Here is an 18,496-nt window from a genome sequence, read left to right as displayed (position 1 = left end):
CTTTCTAATTAATCAATATATAACATGGCTGTGCGGTTTTCCGATCGGAAATAGCGCTTGCCAGAAAAAGCAACAGCTTCTTGTAATAAATCCTCTTGACTATAACCTTTGAGACGCTTGCGACCATCAGCTAAACTTTCCAAATCAGTCAAAGCTGTGAGACTTTTTACGCTAACAACTTCCTCGTCCCCGACAGACTTCATGTAAATCTTTCCAGACTTCTCATAGACGAGCTGATGAGGGAAAATCTGAGCAATTTCAAAGAGCAAGTCAGCAGTGATTGCTTCCTCAGTTTCTGAGAAAATCCTTCCCAGTCCTTCACTCTCATAGCAAAAGCCAAAAGATTTGCCAGATAGATTGAGGCGGATAAAAGGCTTATTTTCAAAGGTGAAACTTGGCTCAGCATTGTAGAGATTCAGTTCATGACTGAGTTCTGCAAAATAATCCGTCGCAGCTTCAGGACTCTTTTTCTGGTAGAGTTCAGCAAAGTAGGCATTGACGACACTAGGCGGAGGGGTGATGAGAGCCAACTGCTCTTGCTCTGTTTTGCCAGCTAGAAGTTGATCCAGATAGACCTTATCCAGACTTGTATAACCCCCATACTTTAGAGCCAAGGTTTTAATATCAGTCATAAAATTCCTCTAACCTCCATTTGTTTTTCTCGGAAATGTAGCCTGTAATCACTTCTCCATCATCTTGGTAGTCACGATCTTCAAGAATCGCTACACTTTCCAAATCATGAATCTTGTAGGACTTAGAAAAAGGCACCCGTAGAGTAAAGGCTTCAAAAATCTCCTTGATCTTCTCTAAAAACAAAGCCTGCAATTTCTCACGACTATCCTCGGACTTGGCAGAAATGAGGGCATACGGCGTTTGGGTAGGCATGAAATCCTCCACCAAGTCAGCTTTATTGTAAAGAGTCAGGCGAGGGATATCCTCCATATCCAAGTCTTTCATGATAGACAGAACCGTTTTTTCATACTCCTCGTGATAAGGATTGCTGGCATCGATGACATGAACCAGAAGATCCACATGCTTGCTTTCTTCCAAGGTTGACTTGAAACTGGACACCAATTCAGTCGGCAAATCTTGGATAAACCCAACAGTATCAGTCAAGGTAACCTGTAGATTGCCCCCAAGATGGATACTCTTAGTCGTCGCATCCAGAGTCGCAAATAGCTCATCTGCTTCATACTGGGTCTTACTGGTCAAGGTGTTCATGATAGTTGACTTACCAGCATTGGTGTAACCAATCAAACCAATCTTAAAGGTGCTTGATTCCAGACGCTTTTCTCTGACTGTCACCCGATTTTTCTCAACCACCTTGAGCTGGCGCTCTATATCTGTAATTTGATTACGAACACTACGACGGTTCAGTTCCAGCTGGCTTTCACCAGGTCCACGGGAACCAATTCCCCCAGCCTGACGGCTGAGCATAATTCCCTGACCAACCAAGCGAGGCAAGAGATACTTAAGCTGGGCCAAATGCACTTGGAGTTTTCCTTCATGGCTTCGAGCCCGCATGGCAAAGATATCCAAAATCAACTGCATACGGTCAATGACTTTTACTCCGAGAATTTCCTCCAAATTGACATTCTGCCTTGGCGTCAGACGGTTGTTGACGATGACAGTGCTAATTTCTTCCGCATCTACCATCAGTGCGATTTCTTCCAACTTACCAGAGCCAACAAAAGTCTTGGAATCATATTTTTCACGTTTCTGTCTGTAGCTATCGACTACGACTGCCCCAGCTGTCTTAGCCAGACTGGCCAACTCTTCCATGGAGAGGTCAAAATTGTCCATGCCCTGTAATTCCACACCAATTAGCAGAACGCGTTCCTCTTTTTTCTCCGTTTCAATCATTTAAAAACTCCTCAATCTGGCTTAGAATACGCTCTTTCACGCCAGACTCTCCTATCTGATAAAAGGTCACCTGCATGCGATTACGGAACCAGGTCAACTGACGCTTGGCAAAACGACGCGTAGCCTGTTTGAGACTCTCGCTAGCTTCCTCGAGAGTCTGCTCTCCACGGAAATATGGAAAGAGTTCCTTGTAGCCAATGCCTTTGGCAGCCTGCACATCTGGATAATAGTCAAAAAGCCACTTGGCCTCATCCAAAAGTCCAGCCTCAAACATCAGATCCACTCGGTGGTTGATACGTTCATAAAGCTGACTTCGCTCATCATCCAAGCAGATAATTAGTGGTTCATAAGGACTTTCCTGATTTTTCAAATCCTGACCAAAATGGACAATTTCCAAGGCACGCATGGCACGACGACGGTTAAACTGGGGAATTTCAAGGCCTGCTTGCTTCACGAGATAGGCTAATTCCTCATCTGAGTAAGGCTCCAAACTAGCCCGGTAGGCTACAATCTCCTCATGAGGTGTCTCCCCACCTAGATGGTAGCCTTCCAGCAAGCTTTGGATATAAAGCCCTGTTCCACCAGCAATAATGGTTAGCTTGCCACGGCTTTGAATATCCTCAATAGCCTTCTGAGCTTCCGAAACAAAATCAAAAGCCGAGTAAGACTCGGTCACCTCTCTGACATCAATCAAATGATGAGGAACAGCTGCTTGCTCCTCTAGGCTAGCCTTGGCCGTACCAATATCTAACCCTCTGTATACTTGCTGACTGTCACCACTGACGATCTCTCCACCAAAGCGCTTGGCCACTTCAATAGCAAGGGCTGTTTTCCCAACAGCAGTCGGTCCAACAATCACAATTATTTTTGTTTTCATCTTTTTTCCTTGAAAAATTTTCATTTTTTCGTTACTATTATTATATCACAAAAAGGTCGGTCAGAAAAATGCTACCACTTAAGGAGCCTGGCTGATCGGAAAGATAAAGGAGGAAGACTCATGGCTAAAGGATTCGCTAAAGGTCTTGTAACAGGTGTCGCAGGAACTGTCGCTGCCGTTGCAGGTGCAGTATACGCAATTAAAAAGAAAGTGATTGAGCCAGAAGAGCAAAAAGCAGCTTTCGTTGAAGAAAACCGCAAAAAAGCAGCTCGCCGTCGCGTATCACATTAAGCAACAAAAGAAGTTGGGGATAAACTTAATTTGAGGAGAATGCCCAATAAATATTTCCACAATAAAACACATAGTATCAGGTATTCAAAAAAACTGATACTATGTGTTTTTTGATTTCGACGACTTTTAACCCATACTTTATAATCAAAAAGTAGAAATCGAATTGATAAATAAAGTATGAATCTATATTACGAAAGTTAGACAGAAAATTTCATGATTGAGGTGTAAATTAAATATGTTTGCTACTATTCTTTACTTATATTATTCATAAAAAGGTAATATTGAATCTATTAAATTTACAATATCAGATTTTGTAATAACGTATATATACACAATGATGTTAACTGTCAGCCAAATGCAAACAATTCGCGTACTAATAATTTTACAAATGAACGAGACATACTTTCCTCTTTTTATTGATTGTCACTGAGACAAATTAATTACTTTGTCGTATTGTGCAAGTGTCTCCTCATCATAATGGTGGATTACCTCAACCAAGGTTTGTGGAAGGGTCAATAAGATATTTGAAATTTGTTTTGAATTCACTTTATCAAGATTGGCTTTAACCTCGTCTGCCAAAATCAGATCACTATTATGATACAAACTGCGAGCGATTTCTATACGTTGCTTTTCCCCACCAGAAAGATGATTTCCATAAAGAAGATGTCCCTTTAAAAATTCTAGATTTACTCGATTAAGAATCAGGTCCATCTTTATATTATCCATCGACTCTCCAAGGGTAATATTCTCCTCAAGTGATAATCCATCAAAAATATAGGAATCTTGTAAAATATAAGAAGCTGATTTGGCAACTTGCTCTTGATTTAAGATCTGACCAGCATAAGTCACCTTCCCCAAATCTGGAGATAGTTGCCCATAGATGAGGTTAAGTAAGGTTGACTTACCACAACCACTTGCACCTATTAGAGCAATTTTTTCTCCTTTTTTAATTTCAAATGATAGATTTTCAAAAAGTATATTATCTTCAAAACTTAAACTGACGCAATCAACTAAGATAGGAAAAAGTGATGTTGAAGACAGGTCATCTGTTTGTATAATCGCATCTTGAAGTAGAAAATCATAACGATTCCTAAGCTGTTTGCTTGATTTATAGGTATTGATAAAATATGACAATTCATTGAATTGATAGCCTATATTATGAGATACTAGATAAATTGCAACAAAACTAGCTCCTGACAAGTAATTATAATAAGTCATTATACCACCGATAATGATGGGAACTACCGAACAAAATGCGTCAATACTATTAATGAGAATATTATTAATCGTACGTTGTTGTTCATAACGAATGTCCTGCTCAATTCTCTTTGACAAGGCTCTTCTGAAAATAGAATAGAAGAAATCCATAGCACCGTAATTTTTAATCACACTCTCTCCACCAATGATATTCGTTGTCTGAGACAAGTACTCCTGATTCGACGTCGCTTTTTCCTCAGAAATAAGGGCTAATTTTTTACTACCTATGCCACTACAGAGTGCAGGCATAGAGTAAAAAAAGATAAATATCCAGCCCAACCAAAAATTTGTTGTCAATGCATATACAATGGAAACTATTGTAAAACCAACTGAGGAAATAATAATGACTGCTGGTTCGAGATAAGACGTTTCTAATTGTTTGACATCGTTTTCAAGATTGGATAGGATATCCTCTTTTTTACTATTTTTATTATATAGAAAATGCCCAAACAATTTATATTTCATGATCCAAGTGAAATCTGCTACTAACTTGGCATAATAATACCTTTTCCCAGCCAACCCAATAAGAATAAATAAATTACCAATTATACCTACAGCAAGAGCTATCCATAAATCATCCAGAATCTTCTTTTCAAAACTGGCTATAATCATCGATACCAAGGTTGGTGTGATGATAGCCTCTAACCACGTAATAGCAATGAAAATAAAATAGAGCACCAAATGTTTTTTTGTGATGAACTTTTTAAGCATATCTAATGAACCTTTCAAAATTGTTAACTAATTTTGTTAAACACTCTTTATCCTTACTCAATTCAATAATTTTATAAATACAGTATTCCATTAAATCTTGTTTTTTACACTCAATAAATTTTCCTTCTTCAGAAATAATTGATGAATAGCCATCAATCATATTTGCGACACATTCCATGCACATTCCTCTACACCAACAATCTTTACACTTAGAAAAGTTATCCTTATTATTGAATTGTGTAACTTTATCACTGCTATGGGTCCCCCAAAATCTAAAGCAAGATTTAGTTGATCCATCAACATCAAATGTTATTGTTGTTTCTGGATCAATATCATCACAAAACGATTCTATCTTACTTTTAAAAATCATTGAAAGTAGCACATCATAAACAATCGGGCTAATGTAGTTTTTAACATTATTATTGATAATATCTTCGAATGACTGATCGATAAATGTTTTTCTATTTTCTTCAGTCATTTCCATTTCTTTAACTATTAAAATTTTATTTTTGCTAAATACATTATTGATATTAAATCTAACACCCATATCAGTAAAATATCTATAGATATCCCCTTTTTGAAATCCAAGTTTTTGATGCATCCGCGTGTAAGTAGAAGCGACTTCAAAATTTTCGTAATCTATTTCTTTTAAATACTGAATAAAATTCAATGTTCGTCTATGACTTCCCTTGCCTCTTAACTTATCGTGAATCAATTGTGGGCCATCAAGGCTAACTGTTAAAAAAGGATGATAATTGTTAATCATCATTTCAACTTTCTTATTTAAGATGGTACCATTTGTCACAGTTTCAATTTTTTGAATCTCAATATTTTTAGATAGCTTTTCAATAATATAAACAAACAAATCAATATTTAAAAACGGCTCGCCTCCAAAAAGGATTAATCTCTTGATACATTGAATTCTGCGAGAGACTAGCTGATCAATAATTTTATCTGCTGTATCAATATTCATCAGTTGATTCATCATTCCGTAATTACCACCATCAGCATAGCAGTATGTACATGAAAGATTACAGTTATTTGAAATATTGATTACTACTTTTTTTAAAATATTATAATCGTTTTCTTTTTTGATATTATTATTCAAATCATCTATTGAAGTTGATAAAGTAAAGGTTTCAGAATTAAAATAAAGAGTATCAGATTCTGTAATAAATGCTTTTAACATAATTATTCCCCCTATATAACATAGAGAGGGAATAAAAATCCCTCTCACAATAAAAATAAGATAGTCGTTACCGACCTCCACCACAAGAATGACTAGGGCCGCAATCATGAATAACATAGGCTGATTTATTGGCTAGTAATTCTTCCAAATCGATAATTTTGAGATTATCCATTTTATTATCCTCCTTTATTTGATGATATGATTATATCATTCAATAGTTCAGTCAAAATTTCTTTCCCATATCTGCTTGATGACTGTCCTCCCCTAAAACTTTTTTTAAATGTCCTTCATAAATCTTTGCTAAGTGGTTACTGCCTGCTAATTTTATTGCTCCAATACATTTTTTCATTTCAATAATTGCAATCTTATTTCCGTTTTTTTGATAGCGATAAAGGTTTTGAGCATAGAGAAAAATGAGTCTTTCATAAATTTCTATCTCGATAAAAAAGCATTGTTTCAATTGTTTTTCAAAATACAAAGCATCCATAAACTTTTTCTTTTCAATACAGGTAATATAAGCATTAAGCAACATGGTTGAAATCAGGCGTCGATTAATAGGAATTTCTTTATAAAAATCTGATCGTCTAGACATTTCTCTTGCTAAAACCATAAAAACATCATGTTTTAGAACATCCAAAGTATTCATGAAAATCAACAATTCATAATATCCCCAATATTCAACACCAAATAGATAATCGGTTAAATCATTCAAATCTGTTTCATTATAGTATTTTTCTCCCGATAAATCCTGAAGACGAATTTTAACTAAAATGGTATTTATATGATGAAATTTCTCTCGTTTTCCTTCATTTTCCATTTGAGATATCAACAATCTCTTCATCCCTTCAATGTCGCGAGTCGTTACATATTTCCTAACCTGAGCTAATAGTTCATTTAGTTCATCACGATGAAAATCATGAACGGCATACATAAATTCATCAATTGGCATATTAATTTCATTTAGAATATGTATAAACTTTGAAATGGTTAAATCCGTTTCTCCTTTTTCGAAACGTGAAAGCTGAGATGTTGATATACCAGCCTTCGTGAGATCCTTTAACCGCAATCCTCTTGATTCTCTAAACTTTTTAAAAATTTCTCCAAAATTTTTCATTCTGAACCTCCATCACGCATATATGGGAATATATTTTATTCACCCCAATAATAACATATAATAAAAAAAAACAAAAGTGAGGATTACACATGAAAAAACAAAAAATATTACCACTCCTACTCTTTTTACTAGAAGGAATTATTATTATCGGAGTTGGATAATCTTAATTTCTAAGGAGAGTTTTGCCTAGACTGCTCAGCGATAAGTACGGCTGAGCGCCGGCTATAGTTTGGAGGCAGGTAATGTACGTAACAGTCAGGTATTGCCTGCCCTCTTTAGCTAGATAGAAAACATCAAACTTTCTTACATTATCGCGAATTCCAGTTACAAAACTCCCATTAAACTTAAGTTCTTACTGAATTAAGACATCACTCCTATCTCTCCTTACACTCGTCCTAGCAGACAGAAGGATATGCTTAGTCCGAAAAAGTTTAACTATAGTCAGCACAATAACTCCTATACCTGTCTTAAAAAGGATTTTCGCTAGACCACTACAGTTGACGAAAAGCCTGCTTTTGCAGATTATAAATTTGAACTTTATCCTCATAAATTACAACATAAGAAAACACCTCATAAGTTAGATTTTTCTGTCTAACTTATGAGGTGCTAGTCATAGAAGGATATTTACATTTTTCTTAAATAGCCAAATCAAACTTCAGCTGTGGCTTAACCGGATCATAGTCAACCAACTCAAAGTCTTCTGCTTTGATATCAAAGAAATTGGTCCCATCAGGAACATTTAAAACCAAGCGTGGTTGGCAGTTTGACGGCTCACGACGGAGCAATTCCTCAGCTTGTTCAAACTGATTATCATAGATATGAAGGTTGTTGATAAAATAGAAAAACTTCCCAACCTTCCATCCAAAATGCTTGGCAATCATCATTTGAAGAGCCACGTACTGCATAGCGTTAATGTGGTGGGCCACCAACATATCGTTAGAACGCTGGGTCAAGGTCGCATCCAGATAGATTTCCCCATCAACGCGACGGACATCAAACATGGTCTGAAAGGCGCATGGAAGGAGGCCGTCTGTCTCCTCAAATGCTTGGTAATCCCAAAGAGAGATGATATTGCGACGATTCCAAGGGTTGGCTTTCAACTGCTTGAGAATCTTATTGATGATATCGTGTTTCTTAACAACAGCACCATAGCGCTCACCGATGGTTCCCGTGTCTCCAACTTCCCAGTCATTCCAGTAGTGAACATTGTACTTGTTATTCAGCACTTCTAGGCTATTCGACTGATCCTGGTAGATCCAGAGAACTTCCTTGATGGCAGATTTGATAGCGATAGAACGCAAGGTTGTGATGGGAAATTCCCCCTTAGCCAAGTCATACTCGGCAAATACACCCGTTACGTACTTGGAATTAGCAACTGTCCCATCCTTGTACTTGGGACGAGCCTGCTCAGAAAATACACCATCTTTGAGGATTCGTTCAATATTTTCTTTAAAAATCGTATCAGCTTTTGTCATTTACTCTCACCTCATTTATTGTCCTAACTAGTATAGCATAAAAAAAGAAAGGAGGAAAATCACTGGCTTTAAAGTAGTGTTTTTCTCCCTTTATGATCTTATTGCAATACAAGTGATGCTGCTCCGATAACTCCAGCGTCATTTCCTAGAGTTGCAAGAGCCAATTTAGTAGATGTACGTACTTGTGGGAAGGTATTTTCGTCATAGACTTTCTGAACGCCTTGAAGAAGGAATTCTCCCGCTGCTGACACCCCACCACCGATAACGATTGTTGATGGGTTTAGGATTGATCCGATGTTAGCACACGCGATACCCAAGTAACGTGAGAAGTTACGGTAAACGATCAAGGCAAGGTCGTCCCCTTCTTTTGCAAGGTCAAAGACAGTTTTAGCAGTTACTTCTTCTCCGTCATCGATCAAACGTTTCAAGGCTGCATCACCTTCGTATTCATCTGCATAACGACGAGTCAAGTTAACAATCCCTGTTGCTGAAGCAACTGTCTCCAAACAGCCTTTTTTACCACAGGTACATGCGATTGGTTGGTCAAAGTCAACAGTGATGTGACCAAGCTCTCCTGCCGCACCCGCAACACCGTGGAGCAATTTTCCTTCTGCGACGATACCGCCACCAACACCGGTACCAAGTGTCATAAAGACAACGTCCGGTTGGTTGTCACCAGCCCCCATCCAGCGCTCACCAAGAGCAGCTACATTGGCATCATTATCGATGAAGAATGGAATCCCCAAGGCTTTTTCAATCTTTTCTTTGATTGGTTGAAGGGTTTTCCAGTTGAGGTTGTAGGCACCGATAACAGTCCCTTTTTCACGGTCAACCACACCAGGTGATCCCATTCCAATGCCTCGGAAATCTGTAGCTGACAATCCAAGCAAGTTCAAACGATGCTGAATAGACTCGATCATATCATCTACGATATGGCTTCCTTCGTCCAAAATATTAGTCTTGATAGACCATTTTTCTTGGATTTCTCCCTCTTGAGTTAAAATTGCGAACTTAACAGATGTCCCACCAAGGTCAATCCCAATAATCTTTTGACTCATCGTCTTCTCCTTTTTAATTGAAAATGCTTACAGATATAGTATAACAAAATCGTCTGTTTTGTGCAAAGGTTTGCATTAACTTCCTAGAAATTATTCTGATTTATGGTTTCCAAAGGCCAGAACCATCTACGTAATATCTGCCACCATCAACTCGCTCATTCTTTGCCATTTTACCATCTGATTTCAAATAGTAATTTCCTTGCCAAATATTACGAGCGTATGAACCATCTGATTTCAAGTAGTACCAGGATTGATAAGAAGAGTCATAAATCCACTCACCTTGTGCCATTTTACCGTTCGCTTTAAGATAAAAAGCGCCTTGCCAAGCATTTTGGGCATAGGATCCATCTGATTTCAAATAATACCAAGCTTGGTATGATGAATCATAAATCCATTCACTTTGAGCCAGCTTTCCGTTTGCTTTAAGGTAGTAACTTCCTATCCATGTATTTCGTGCATACGAACCATCCGATTTGAGATAATACCATCCTTTGTAATATGAGTCATATATCCATTCACTCTGAGCCATTGTCCCATCTGATTTGAGATAGTAATCTCCTTTCCAAGAATTGGTTACTGGATTACCATTGTCAGAATAATAATACCAATATCCATCCTGCTTAACCCATCCACTAGAAGAAACTCTATTCTGTGGACTAGATTGGCGTGGTTTAAAAACACCTCGAGGAGCTTTTGAGCGTTCACAGGCAACTCCATCACCATCTTTGTCTAGTCTTGAAGAATATCCAGGCTCTCCTCTATGGATATCAGAATATCCATTTTCCCACGCTTCTGTACAATTTGAAAAGTGAATTGTATCATTAGCAAAAGTCGGTTGAGCGAGCATCATCAACGCAGAAAAGCTAGCTAGACCAGCTTTAAAAAGAACTGTTTTTTTCATCATTTCCTCCCATAAAATGACATCGTTTTCCTCTTATTTTATCAAACTTAATCCAACAATTCAAACAATTCAACATATCCATTATGTTTTTTAGTTTATGAAGTTTATTTAGAATTCACTTCCAACTCATACAAGCCTCTGACCGCGTTACAGCCATAGACAGCTTCTGCTTGGTTCAAGTCTGCCAAAGTCAAGACTTTTTCCTCTACCTGTCCTGTTTCCAGCAAATGCTGGCGGTAAATTCCTGGCAAAATTCCAAGTCTGATAGGCGGTGTGTAGAGTTTACTATTAATTTTTAAGACCAGATTTCCAATAGAGGTCTCAAGTAGTTCTCCCGACTTATTATGGTAAATCTTCTCTTGCTCTCCTAGGCTTAAATGTGGTCTATGAGTTATTTTAAAGTAGGTAAATGATTGATTCAAATCTGCTTCTTGCAGACAAAGTTTGGCTTTGCAGAAACTTGGACTGAGGGGTGTTAAGATTTGGCGACTGAGTTCCATCTCTCCAGACTTGCTGATAGTAATTCGCAAGCGATAGTCTTGGTGGGAATCGCAGGCCTGACACTCTTTCTCTATCTTTTGTCTCAGTTCTTCTGCATTAAAAGGATAGGCAAAATAACGACTCGCCTTTGTCAGTCTTTCCAGATGTTGATCTTCAAACAGCAAACGTTTCTGGCTGATTTTCCCAGTTGTAATCAATTGGAAACGAGCTTGTTTACGATAGAGTACAGCCGCCTTTTGATGAACCTCTCGGTATTCAGATTCCCAAGTGCTATCCCAAGTAATCCCTCCGCCAACTCCATAAATGGCTTTCCCTTGATGCAGTTGAATGGTTCGAATGGCGACATTGAAAATTCGTCGCCCATTTGGAAGCAAGAGACCAATCGTTCCGCAGTAAACTCCACGCGGTTGAGGCTCCAAATTCTTGATGATTTCCATGGTCGCAATTTTGGGAGCTCCTGTGATAGATCCACATGGAAAGAGAGAGCGAAAAATGGCAACCAAGTCCACATCCTCTCGCAACTGACTCTTGATGGTCGAAGTCATCTGCCAAACAGTCGAATACTGCTCCACTTGGCACAGACGCTCCACATGCTCACTACCCACTTCAGAAATACGGTTCATATCATTGCGCAAGAGATCCACAATCATCATATTTTCAGAGCGATTTTTAGGATCTTGCTCCAACCAAGCTGCCTCTTTCAAATCTTCATCGTCAGTCAGACCACGCTGAGTTGTTCCCTTCATCGGGCGAGTCGTTAATTCCCGGTCATTTTGCTCAAAAAAGAGCTCTGGACTCATGGAAATCACTGCCATCTCGTCATGTTCCACATAGGCATTGTAGCCCGCCTCCTGCTCTACCACCATACGATTGTAGATGGCAAAAGGATTGGCGTTTAAGTCTTGCTTGAGTTGGACAGTGTAATTTACCTGGTAGGTGTCCCCCTGACGCAAATGATGGTGAATCTGGGAAATAGCTTTTTCATAGTCCTCTGCAGATGTTTGTTCCCGCCACTTTGAAGGCAAATCTACTTCCTCATAAGTCAGAGGAATAGGGGATGTTTCCACCTTATCGTGAACGGTAAAGTAAAGCAAATATTCGCCCAGTAGAGGAAGTTTGTGAACTGCTAGTTTTTTCTCAAAAGCAGGTGCAGCCTCATAGCTAACATAGCCCACGACATAATAGCCTTGCTCTTGGTAGCTTTCCACTTGTGCCAGCAGGTCTGCCACTTCTGCTAAATCTCTCGTTTTTAACTCTTTGATAGGCTGAGTGAAGGTGTATCTCTCCCCCAAAGCCCTAAAATCAATCACTGTTTTTCTATGCATATCTTAAGTATAGCACAAAAAGGCAGATACAGACAAAGCTGATCTACCTTTTTTCATTTTACTAGTCCTATCTACTATTTAGTGAATAAATCTCCAGTAAATCCGTCTGATTTCTGCAAGAGTTGTTTGTAAACTTTCCATTTAAGATTCACTGTATTATCAAATTTATTACCTTGAAGGTCTTTTTCAACTGCAGCATCGAATAGCTCTTGAAGTTTTTCATATGTTGAAATCTTTTGACCATCAATTTCAATTTCTACAAAACCTTTCTCAGCTTTAGCTCTGACTTCTTTATACCATTCTTTCTTCCACTCTTCTAATGTATTAAATCTACCTTTAGAAACTTTTTGGATGATAAAGTCATCACCTAGACCTACGTTACCGGCTGCTTTAGATTCTTGTTTATACTTGTTAGATGCATACCCTAAGAATCCATCAAGGTAACCGTAGTAGCCCCACATACGGAATGTATTGTGTTTGAATGAGATTGAGCCAGCCGTACTCTTACTTGTGTTACCACCGTAAATACCAGTCATCATATTCACAACAGTATAAGCAGAATCGAATCCTTCAGTACGGTAATGACCATTACCTGGTAGCCCGTGTTTAGTAGCGAAGTTGTTATCTACAAGTTGATCAATAGCTGTCAGTTTCATACTCTTCTCATCATCATTTAAATCACGAACTAAATCCCATTGGTGTGGTGCACCTTCTAACTTATTATAGCTCGCTTTTTCGCGATATTTCTTATCGATTTTCTTGAACCACTTATCGTTAGTTCCAGTATTTTTCTTGATGACAGATTCTGCTTCTAAGTAATCAAGCATCATCATTGATTCGTTATAGTTCTTCATGTAGTGATCAATCTTCTCACGACTACTTAACATATTAGGATCATAGTTATAAATTTGTGTACCATCATTTTTACGTTCGTACGCCATATTCAATCCAAGTGAACCATATTCACCATTATAGTTTGTAAGAGATGGTGATTGTAGCATACCTTGAGCAAATGATTCAATATCTGTCCCTTCACGGTGACGCCATGTTCCTAAGTAGGCCATACGGTCATTGATATGAGTTGTTTCGTGAGTGAATGCAGATGTACCATAATCACTAATCATACTAGAGATGATGTAGTATACAGCTTCTGAATTTTGTGGGTTAGAAAAGATATAAGCGTACGCACCCATACCGTTATATCCGTGCCATTTACCTGTAGGTCCATAGAACTCACGAACTGGAGCATAGTCACCATTCTTATTATGACCCATTCGGTCAGCCCATCCATTACCTGGAACATCTTGGTTATCCCAAATTGCTGATGGAACCATGTTTTCAGATTTCAACAACTGATTACGTACATTATCAGCAGCAAGTCTTGACCAGAAGTCTAAGTAATTATTTTGCTCTTGAGCACGTAAGTCGATTTCTTTCTTAAACGCTTCACGTTCAGATTCTGTATTCTTACCATATTTCTCAAATGCACTAAACGCTAGCGTATTGTACGTTGAAATTAAGAACATGTGAGCCTTCTTCGTATTAAGAAGTGGTAAAATGTATCGACCATGTTCACCGTTATTTAAGTTTTCATATAAGTGATATTTCTTATTAGCAAAATCAGGGTTAGATGATTGTTTCTCAACTACATAGTTAGTATGAGAAATAGCTTTCTTATACCATACATTCATATCAGTATCTTCTGTAAAGAGTTTCATGTTATATGTTAAGAAGTCATTTAAATTACCTTTACCTGTTGCTCCCGCAATCACATCACGATAAGCATCTTGAGTTCGGTCTCCTTTCAAGAAATGTTCACGTGAACCAATTTGAATCAATCTATCAATAACGCTAACGTTCTTACCATAAAAATCAGGCTTGAACATCATAAGGTCTTTAATGCTCATATCATTGTATTTAAATCCATAATAACGATTTAAATAAGTAAGAGCCATCATAATTTTAGCTTTGTTGTCTTCTACTTTTTTAAGAAGAGCTTTCATGGCAGCTTCATCACTATTCAATTGATGGTCTTCGTTTTCGGCTAAAGCTTTGACTAATTTATCCAAATTAGCTTTAGTTTCTTCAAAGCTTTCTTCAAGGAATAGATTTTTAATATAACCATCTTTACGACCATCAGTATTTTCTTCAGCTTTACCACGTTTGTCCATTAACGCACGCACTTCAGGTGAAATCAATTCAACACCTGCTAATTTTGCTTTAATATCGTTGATTAATTGTGTTCTATCTTTAACAACCATATTCGGTGTATAAACGACGTCACCAAGACCTTCGATACTATATTCACGAACTTGTTGGACTTGAGAATCAGCTTTACGTGTGACAACTTTTTCTTCCTTAGTACCATCAGCATAATGAATCATAATATGATCGACATCTGACAAGTCAGTTACAAATTGCCCATCTTTCATACCTGTCACAGATAATACTTCTGTAGTTAATAATTTAGATCCTTCAGGAGTCTTATTACCTTGATTCACAATCCACTCTTTATTGTAGAACGGTTGAAGTTTTTCAACATTTCGGTAAGCAAGTTCACGTTCTGCATTATAATCTTGAGTAGTTTTGTACGTGTCTTCTTTATACGCTACGTGATTTAATTTATCAGTCAAATATGGTGTGATTTCATATTTATCGGCTGTGATATTGAACGAAGCAATACGTTTATCCGCTTCTGCTTGGTCGACACCCTTAATCTGTTTTGAACGGTTATAAGAAACGTTACCTGATGCAACATCGTTCACATACACATTGTTCTTGAAGTAATCAAATCCGAAGTATGGGTCACCTGAGTCAACTGACCCTGAACCATACATCATTTCACCATTTGTCACTTTCATCATGCTGACGTTATTTTCAACCCAACCCCAGTCATAGTTTTCGTGAATTAAACCACCGCTTTGATTATTGGTTTTGAGTGTCAATGTCCCTTTGACCACAGATTTAGTTAAACGACCTTTTTGTTTAACATCATTTGGATTTCCACCATGGTTGACTTTGGCAATCAATCCACCAAATTTAGCATTGTTGGCTTTAATGTCAGCTTCAACATAAGAACTATCTACATTGCTTCTCCAGCTTTCACTTACAAGTCCACCAGACCACCAACCTTTGTTACCCACGCTTTCGATTTTACCGATAAAGGCTACATTACGCATATTGGATTCATCTAGTTTGTTGACCATACCTGTAACGTCGTTATTACCAACCACATTACCCGTAACCTTAATATTCTCAATCGTTGAGTTCTTAAACATATCTCCAAGTGGAGCGGTTTTATCAGCCCACGGCATATTGATATTCACATTACCAAAGTTGATGTCATGAATATGAGCATTTTCAACACGGTTGAACAATGGTCGAGCTAGATTGTGAATGGTATAACGTTTATCACCTTCACTATACAACTTACCTTTAAAAATGTTCGTCACGTATTGTTTATTCGGAGTCGGAACATTTGCAGCATTAAGATCCACACCAAGTTTAAACTCACCCGTTGGGTTAGCTTGCATATCTTTTACAAGCTCATTGAAGTTGTAATATACATTACCTTCTTTTAATTTTTGTTTTTCAAAGTAATGAACATACTCTTCACTGAAAGTATCATCTGCTCTACGTTGAACTAAGTTTGGAGCTTTTGCTACCACTTTGTACAATGTTTTTCCATCGACAACCACTTCTTCAACAGAACTTACCGTAAGTCTTGTTGTCTTATTATCATGAGTTATCACTCGTAAGTAAAGTGGAGCAACGTCTGTCGGTTTTTCAGTAAGTAAGCTCTTATCTGTTTCAACACCAGCATCATCCACACTCATCAAGCTTGTTTCTTTGATGTTTTTGATTTCAACTTTTTTAAGGTCAAGTCTTAGCGGTTCTTCTTTCAGAACCTCTTCCTCATCACCCTCACCACGGTCATAAACCATCTTCGTTTCAAGTTTATAATCCTTGTAGTACTGTAAATCTGTCAGGGTAGTTGTCAAGTCGTCTGGTGAAACATTCAAGGTTTTGACAATCTCATCACCTTTTTTCAGAGTTAAGGTAATAGATTTAATAGCTGCCTTACTTGGATTTTCTAGACTATACTTAACATCTGAAGTACGCTTCAAATCCTTAGGCTCAACTGCTGTGATGGTCAATACTGGTTTTTCAAAGGTCTTGGTACCACGTTTCAAAATTTTGTCTTGAGGTGCCTCAAGGATTTCCTCTGTAACTTTTGGAGCGTCCTCTGTTTTAACTCCCTTAATGGTATTAAAGGTCTTGGTGATTTTTTTCTGGCCTTCTTTTCCTTCTTGAGCTACAACTTCTAAGCCTTTTTTCAGTTGGTCATCTTCTTTAACAACTTCCTTAAATGGAATCTTTTCAAGACTTTCTTCTACAAGAGTTCCTTCAATTGGTTTTGTCCCACGACTTACCTGTTGGTTTACAGGCTCCTTGGTAACTTCTGTGCTAGTTGAAAGAACTTGGTCAGTTTTAACACCTTCTACTGTTTTATAAGTTGTTTTAGTAACTTGACTTCCTTTTTCACCATTTCTTACAACAGTTTCTTCGTCTGTATACTTAGTTGGATCCTCAGTCGTTTCAGTTTTGTAGTCTAGGTCTGTAGTCGATGTTTCAACAAGGGTTCCCTCAGTTACTTTGTACTCAGGTAACTGTTCTTGTACAAGAGCTTGACCTTCCTTGCCTTCCTCTTGAGTGCCTTTAACTGCGACCGTAGCTTCTGGTAAGGATGGTTGCGTTAAGGATTGACCTTCTTTACCTGCCTCTTGAGTTCCTTTAGACTCTACTGTAACCTCTGGTAATTCGGGTTGCGTTAAAGATTGACCTTCTTTGCCTTCTTCTTGCGTACCTTTAGCTACTTGGTGAGTTGGTTCAGCTTGTGGTGCTGGAGCTGGGGCAGGTTGCACCTCTTTCTTAGTTCCGACCACAATCACTTGAGACACAGGATTTTGAACCACTTGATCTTCGATAACTTCTCTAACTTCTTGACCATTAACCATCGATACTTTGGTTACAAGACGACGCTTACCATTTACTCCAGCTGTTACGATACGAGTCTGTCCTTCTGCTAGATTCGCATCTGGACTTGTGACTGTTTCAAAAGGAATCTCTACCAAGCTCTCTTCCTGCTTAGTCTGAGGCTTCTCAGAAACTGGTTTTTCTTCAACAGCAGGAGCAACTGGAGTTTGTACTAGAGGTTTCTCGACAACAGTTTCAGGAGTGACAGTCGGTGTCTCTTGAACTACTTCTGTCTTCTCGATTTCTTTTGAACTTTGCTTTTCTACTGGCAACTGAGAGTTCTCAGCTGAAGCTGGTTTTGATGGATGGAGTTCTGTTTCCTTAAAGTATCCAATGTATTCATAGCCATCAATGCGGATAATCCCTTCAGCCAAGCCTTCATGTGTAGATGCAGAAACAGTTTGGTTATAAGAAAGTAACTCTTTATTTTCAAATGCAAAGGCAGTAAAAGGTACAAAATTGCTGACTCCAATAGAGCTGATTAAGAGAACCCCAAGTACTTTACTACGGCGTTTCTTGGAAACTAATAAAACCGCTAGCGAGGCCGTTGCTAAACCAAGACCTGCCAAGGCTAAATCTTTACTTCCTGTGTAAGGAAGTTGTTGACTGGTAGTTGCCTTCTTGCGATAAACTACATAAATAATATCTTCATCTTGAAATTCTGTTGGAACCTCATGATGAATCAGGGCTTTTTCAGACTCGGTCAATTCCTGCTCCGCTAAATAACGGTAATGAACACTATGAGCACTGCCAACTTCATTGGCTTGGACCTTATCTACGGAAAGGGTACTGGCACCAAAAAGGAAGGCCCCAATGGCTACAGGACCTACCCCAACAGTTAGCTTACGAATTGAATATTTTGTGATCTTTTCTAGTTGTTGTTTTGTTTTTCTCATT

At 38.2% G+C, this 18,496-nt stretch carries 12 protein-coding genes; 1 reads left to right on the top strand and 11 read right to left on the bottom strand.

What is annotated here, in order from left to right:
- Positions 1 to 8: 8 nt before the first annotated feature.
- From I2H52_RS01275 to miaA, 3 genes are read right to left on the bottom strand one after another with little or no spacing between them, the layout of a single operon-like run.
- Entirely contained in the window at positions 9 to 632 is a 624-nt protein-coding gene (locus tag I2H52_RS01275; protein WP_045616871.1) for a cystathionine beta-lyase, read from the bottom strand.
- On the bottom strand, positions 625 to 1,863 hold the full coding sequence (hflX, locus tag I2H52_RS01270; RefSeq protein ID WP_045616870.1) for a GTPase HflX: 1,239 nt from the start codon (positions 1,861 to 1,863) through the stop codon (positions 625 to 627). The genes I2H52_RS01275 and hflX overlap by 8 nt, the downstream gene beginning before the upstream one ends.
- Positions 1,856 to 2,740, bottom strand: a complete 885-nt coding sequence (gene miaA, locus I2H52_RS01265) for a tRNA (adenosine(37)-N6)-dimethylallyltransferase MiaA (RefSeq protein ID WP_045616869.1) — start codon at positions 2,738 to 2,740, stop codon at positions 1,856 to 1,858. Before miaA ends, hflX begins: the two co-directional genes overlap by 8 nt.
- A gap of 120 nt (positions 2,741 to 2,860) precedes the next feature.
- Here miaA and I2H52_RS01260 point away from each other — a divergent pair, with 120 nt between their 5' ends.
- Positions 2,861 to 3,031 (top strand): DUF3042 family protein, encoded by a 171-nt coding sequence (locus I2H52_RS01260; RefSeq protein WP_045592164.1) that lies wholly within the window; start codon positions 2,861 to 2,863, stop codon positions 3,029 to 3,031.
- 423 nt (positions 3,032 to 3,454) lie between these two features.
- On the opposite strand, the gene I2H52_RS01255 is transcribed toward I2H52_RS01260, so the two are convergent.
- The 8 genes from I2H52_RS01255 to I2H52_RS01220 all read right to left on the bottom strand — a co-directional run bounded on the left by I2H52_RS01255 (position 3,455) and on the right by I2H52_RS01220 (position 18,495).
- Positions 3,455 to 4,999 carry an ATP-binding cassette domain-containing protein gene (locus I2H52_RS01255; protein ID WP_195594894.1) on the bottom strand — a complete coding sequence of 515 codons (1,545 nt, stop codon included), beginning with the start codon at positions 4,997 to 4,999 and terminating at the stop codon, positions 3,455 to 3,457.
- On the bottom strand, positions 4,992 to 6,188 hold the full coding sequence (locus I2H52_RS01250) for a radical SAM protein (protein ID WP_195593803.1): 1,197 nt from the start codon (positions 6,186 to 6,188) through the stop codon (positions 4,992 to 4,994). Before I2H52_RS01250 ends, I2H52_RS01255 begins: the two co-directional genes overlap by 8 nt.
- Positions 6,189 to 6,411: 223 nt before the next feature.
- Positions 6,412 to 7,302: a helix-turn-helix domain-containing protein gene (locus I2H52_RS01245; RefSeq protein WP_045592172.1), complete on the bottom strand. Its 891-nt coding sequence runs from the start codon at positions 7,300 to 7,302 to the stop codon at positions 6,412 to 6,414.
- Positions 7,303 to 7,937: 635 nt separating this feature from the next.
- Positions 7,938 to 8,777: a thymidylate synthase gene (locus I2H52_RS01240; RefSeq protein ID WP_195593800.1), complete on the bottom strand. Its 840-nt coding sequence runs from the start codon at positions 8,775 to 8,777 to the stop codon at positions 7,938 to 7,940.
- A 98-nt stretch (positions 8,778 to 8,875) separates the two neighbouring features.
- Positions 8,876 to 9,835 carry an ROK family glucokinase gene (locus I2H52_RS01235; protein ID WP_045592178.1) on the bottom strand — a complete coding sequence of 320 codons (960 nt, stop codon included), beginning with the start codon at positions 9,833 to 9,835 and terminating at the stop codon, positions 8,876 to 8,878.
- Positions 9,836 to 9,935: 100 nt separating this feature from the next.
- Positions 9,936 to 10,736 carry an excalibur calcium-binding domain-containing protein gene (locus I2H52_RS01230; protein WP_052689754.1) on the bottom strand — a complete coding sequence of 267 codons (801 nt, stop codon included), beginning with the start codon at positions 10,734 to 10,736 and terminating at the stop codon, positions 9,936 to 9,938.
- 104 nt (positions 10,737 to 10,840) lie between these two features.
- Positions 10,841 to 12,562 carry an aminodeoxychorismate synthase component I gene (pabB, locus tag I2H52_RS01225; RefSeq protein WP_084939027.1) on the bottom strand — a complete coding sequence of 574 codons (1,722 nt, stop codon included), beginning with the start codon at positions 12,560 to 12,562 and terminating at the stop codon, positions 10,841 to 10,843.
- A 74-nt stretch (positions 12,563 to 12,636) separates the two neighbouring features.
- Complete coding sequence (locus I2H52_RS01220; RefSeq protein WP_195593797.1) at positions 12,637 to 18,495, bottom strand: ZmpA/ZmpB/ZmpC family metallo-endopeptidase; 5,859 nt, start codon at positions 18,493 to 18,495, stop codon at positions 12,637 to 12,639.
- Between the last annotated feature and the right edge of the window lies 1 nt (position 18,496).

This window comes from Streptococcus oralis (genome assembly GCF_015561235.1).
GTDB lineage: Bacteria > Bacillota > Bacilli > Lactobacillales > Streptococcaceae > Streptococcus > Streptococcus oralis_BK.
The sequence above is the reverse complement of the archived record's forward strand: the minus strand, read 5'-3'. Positions and strand labels throughout refer to the sequence as shown.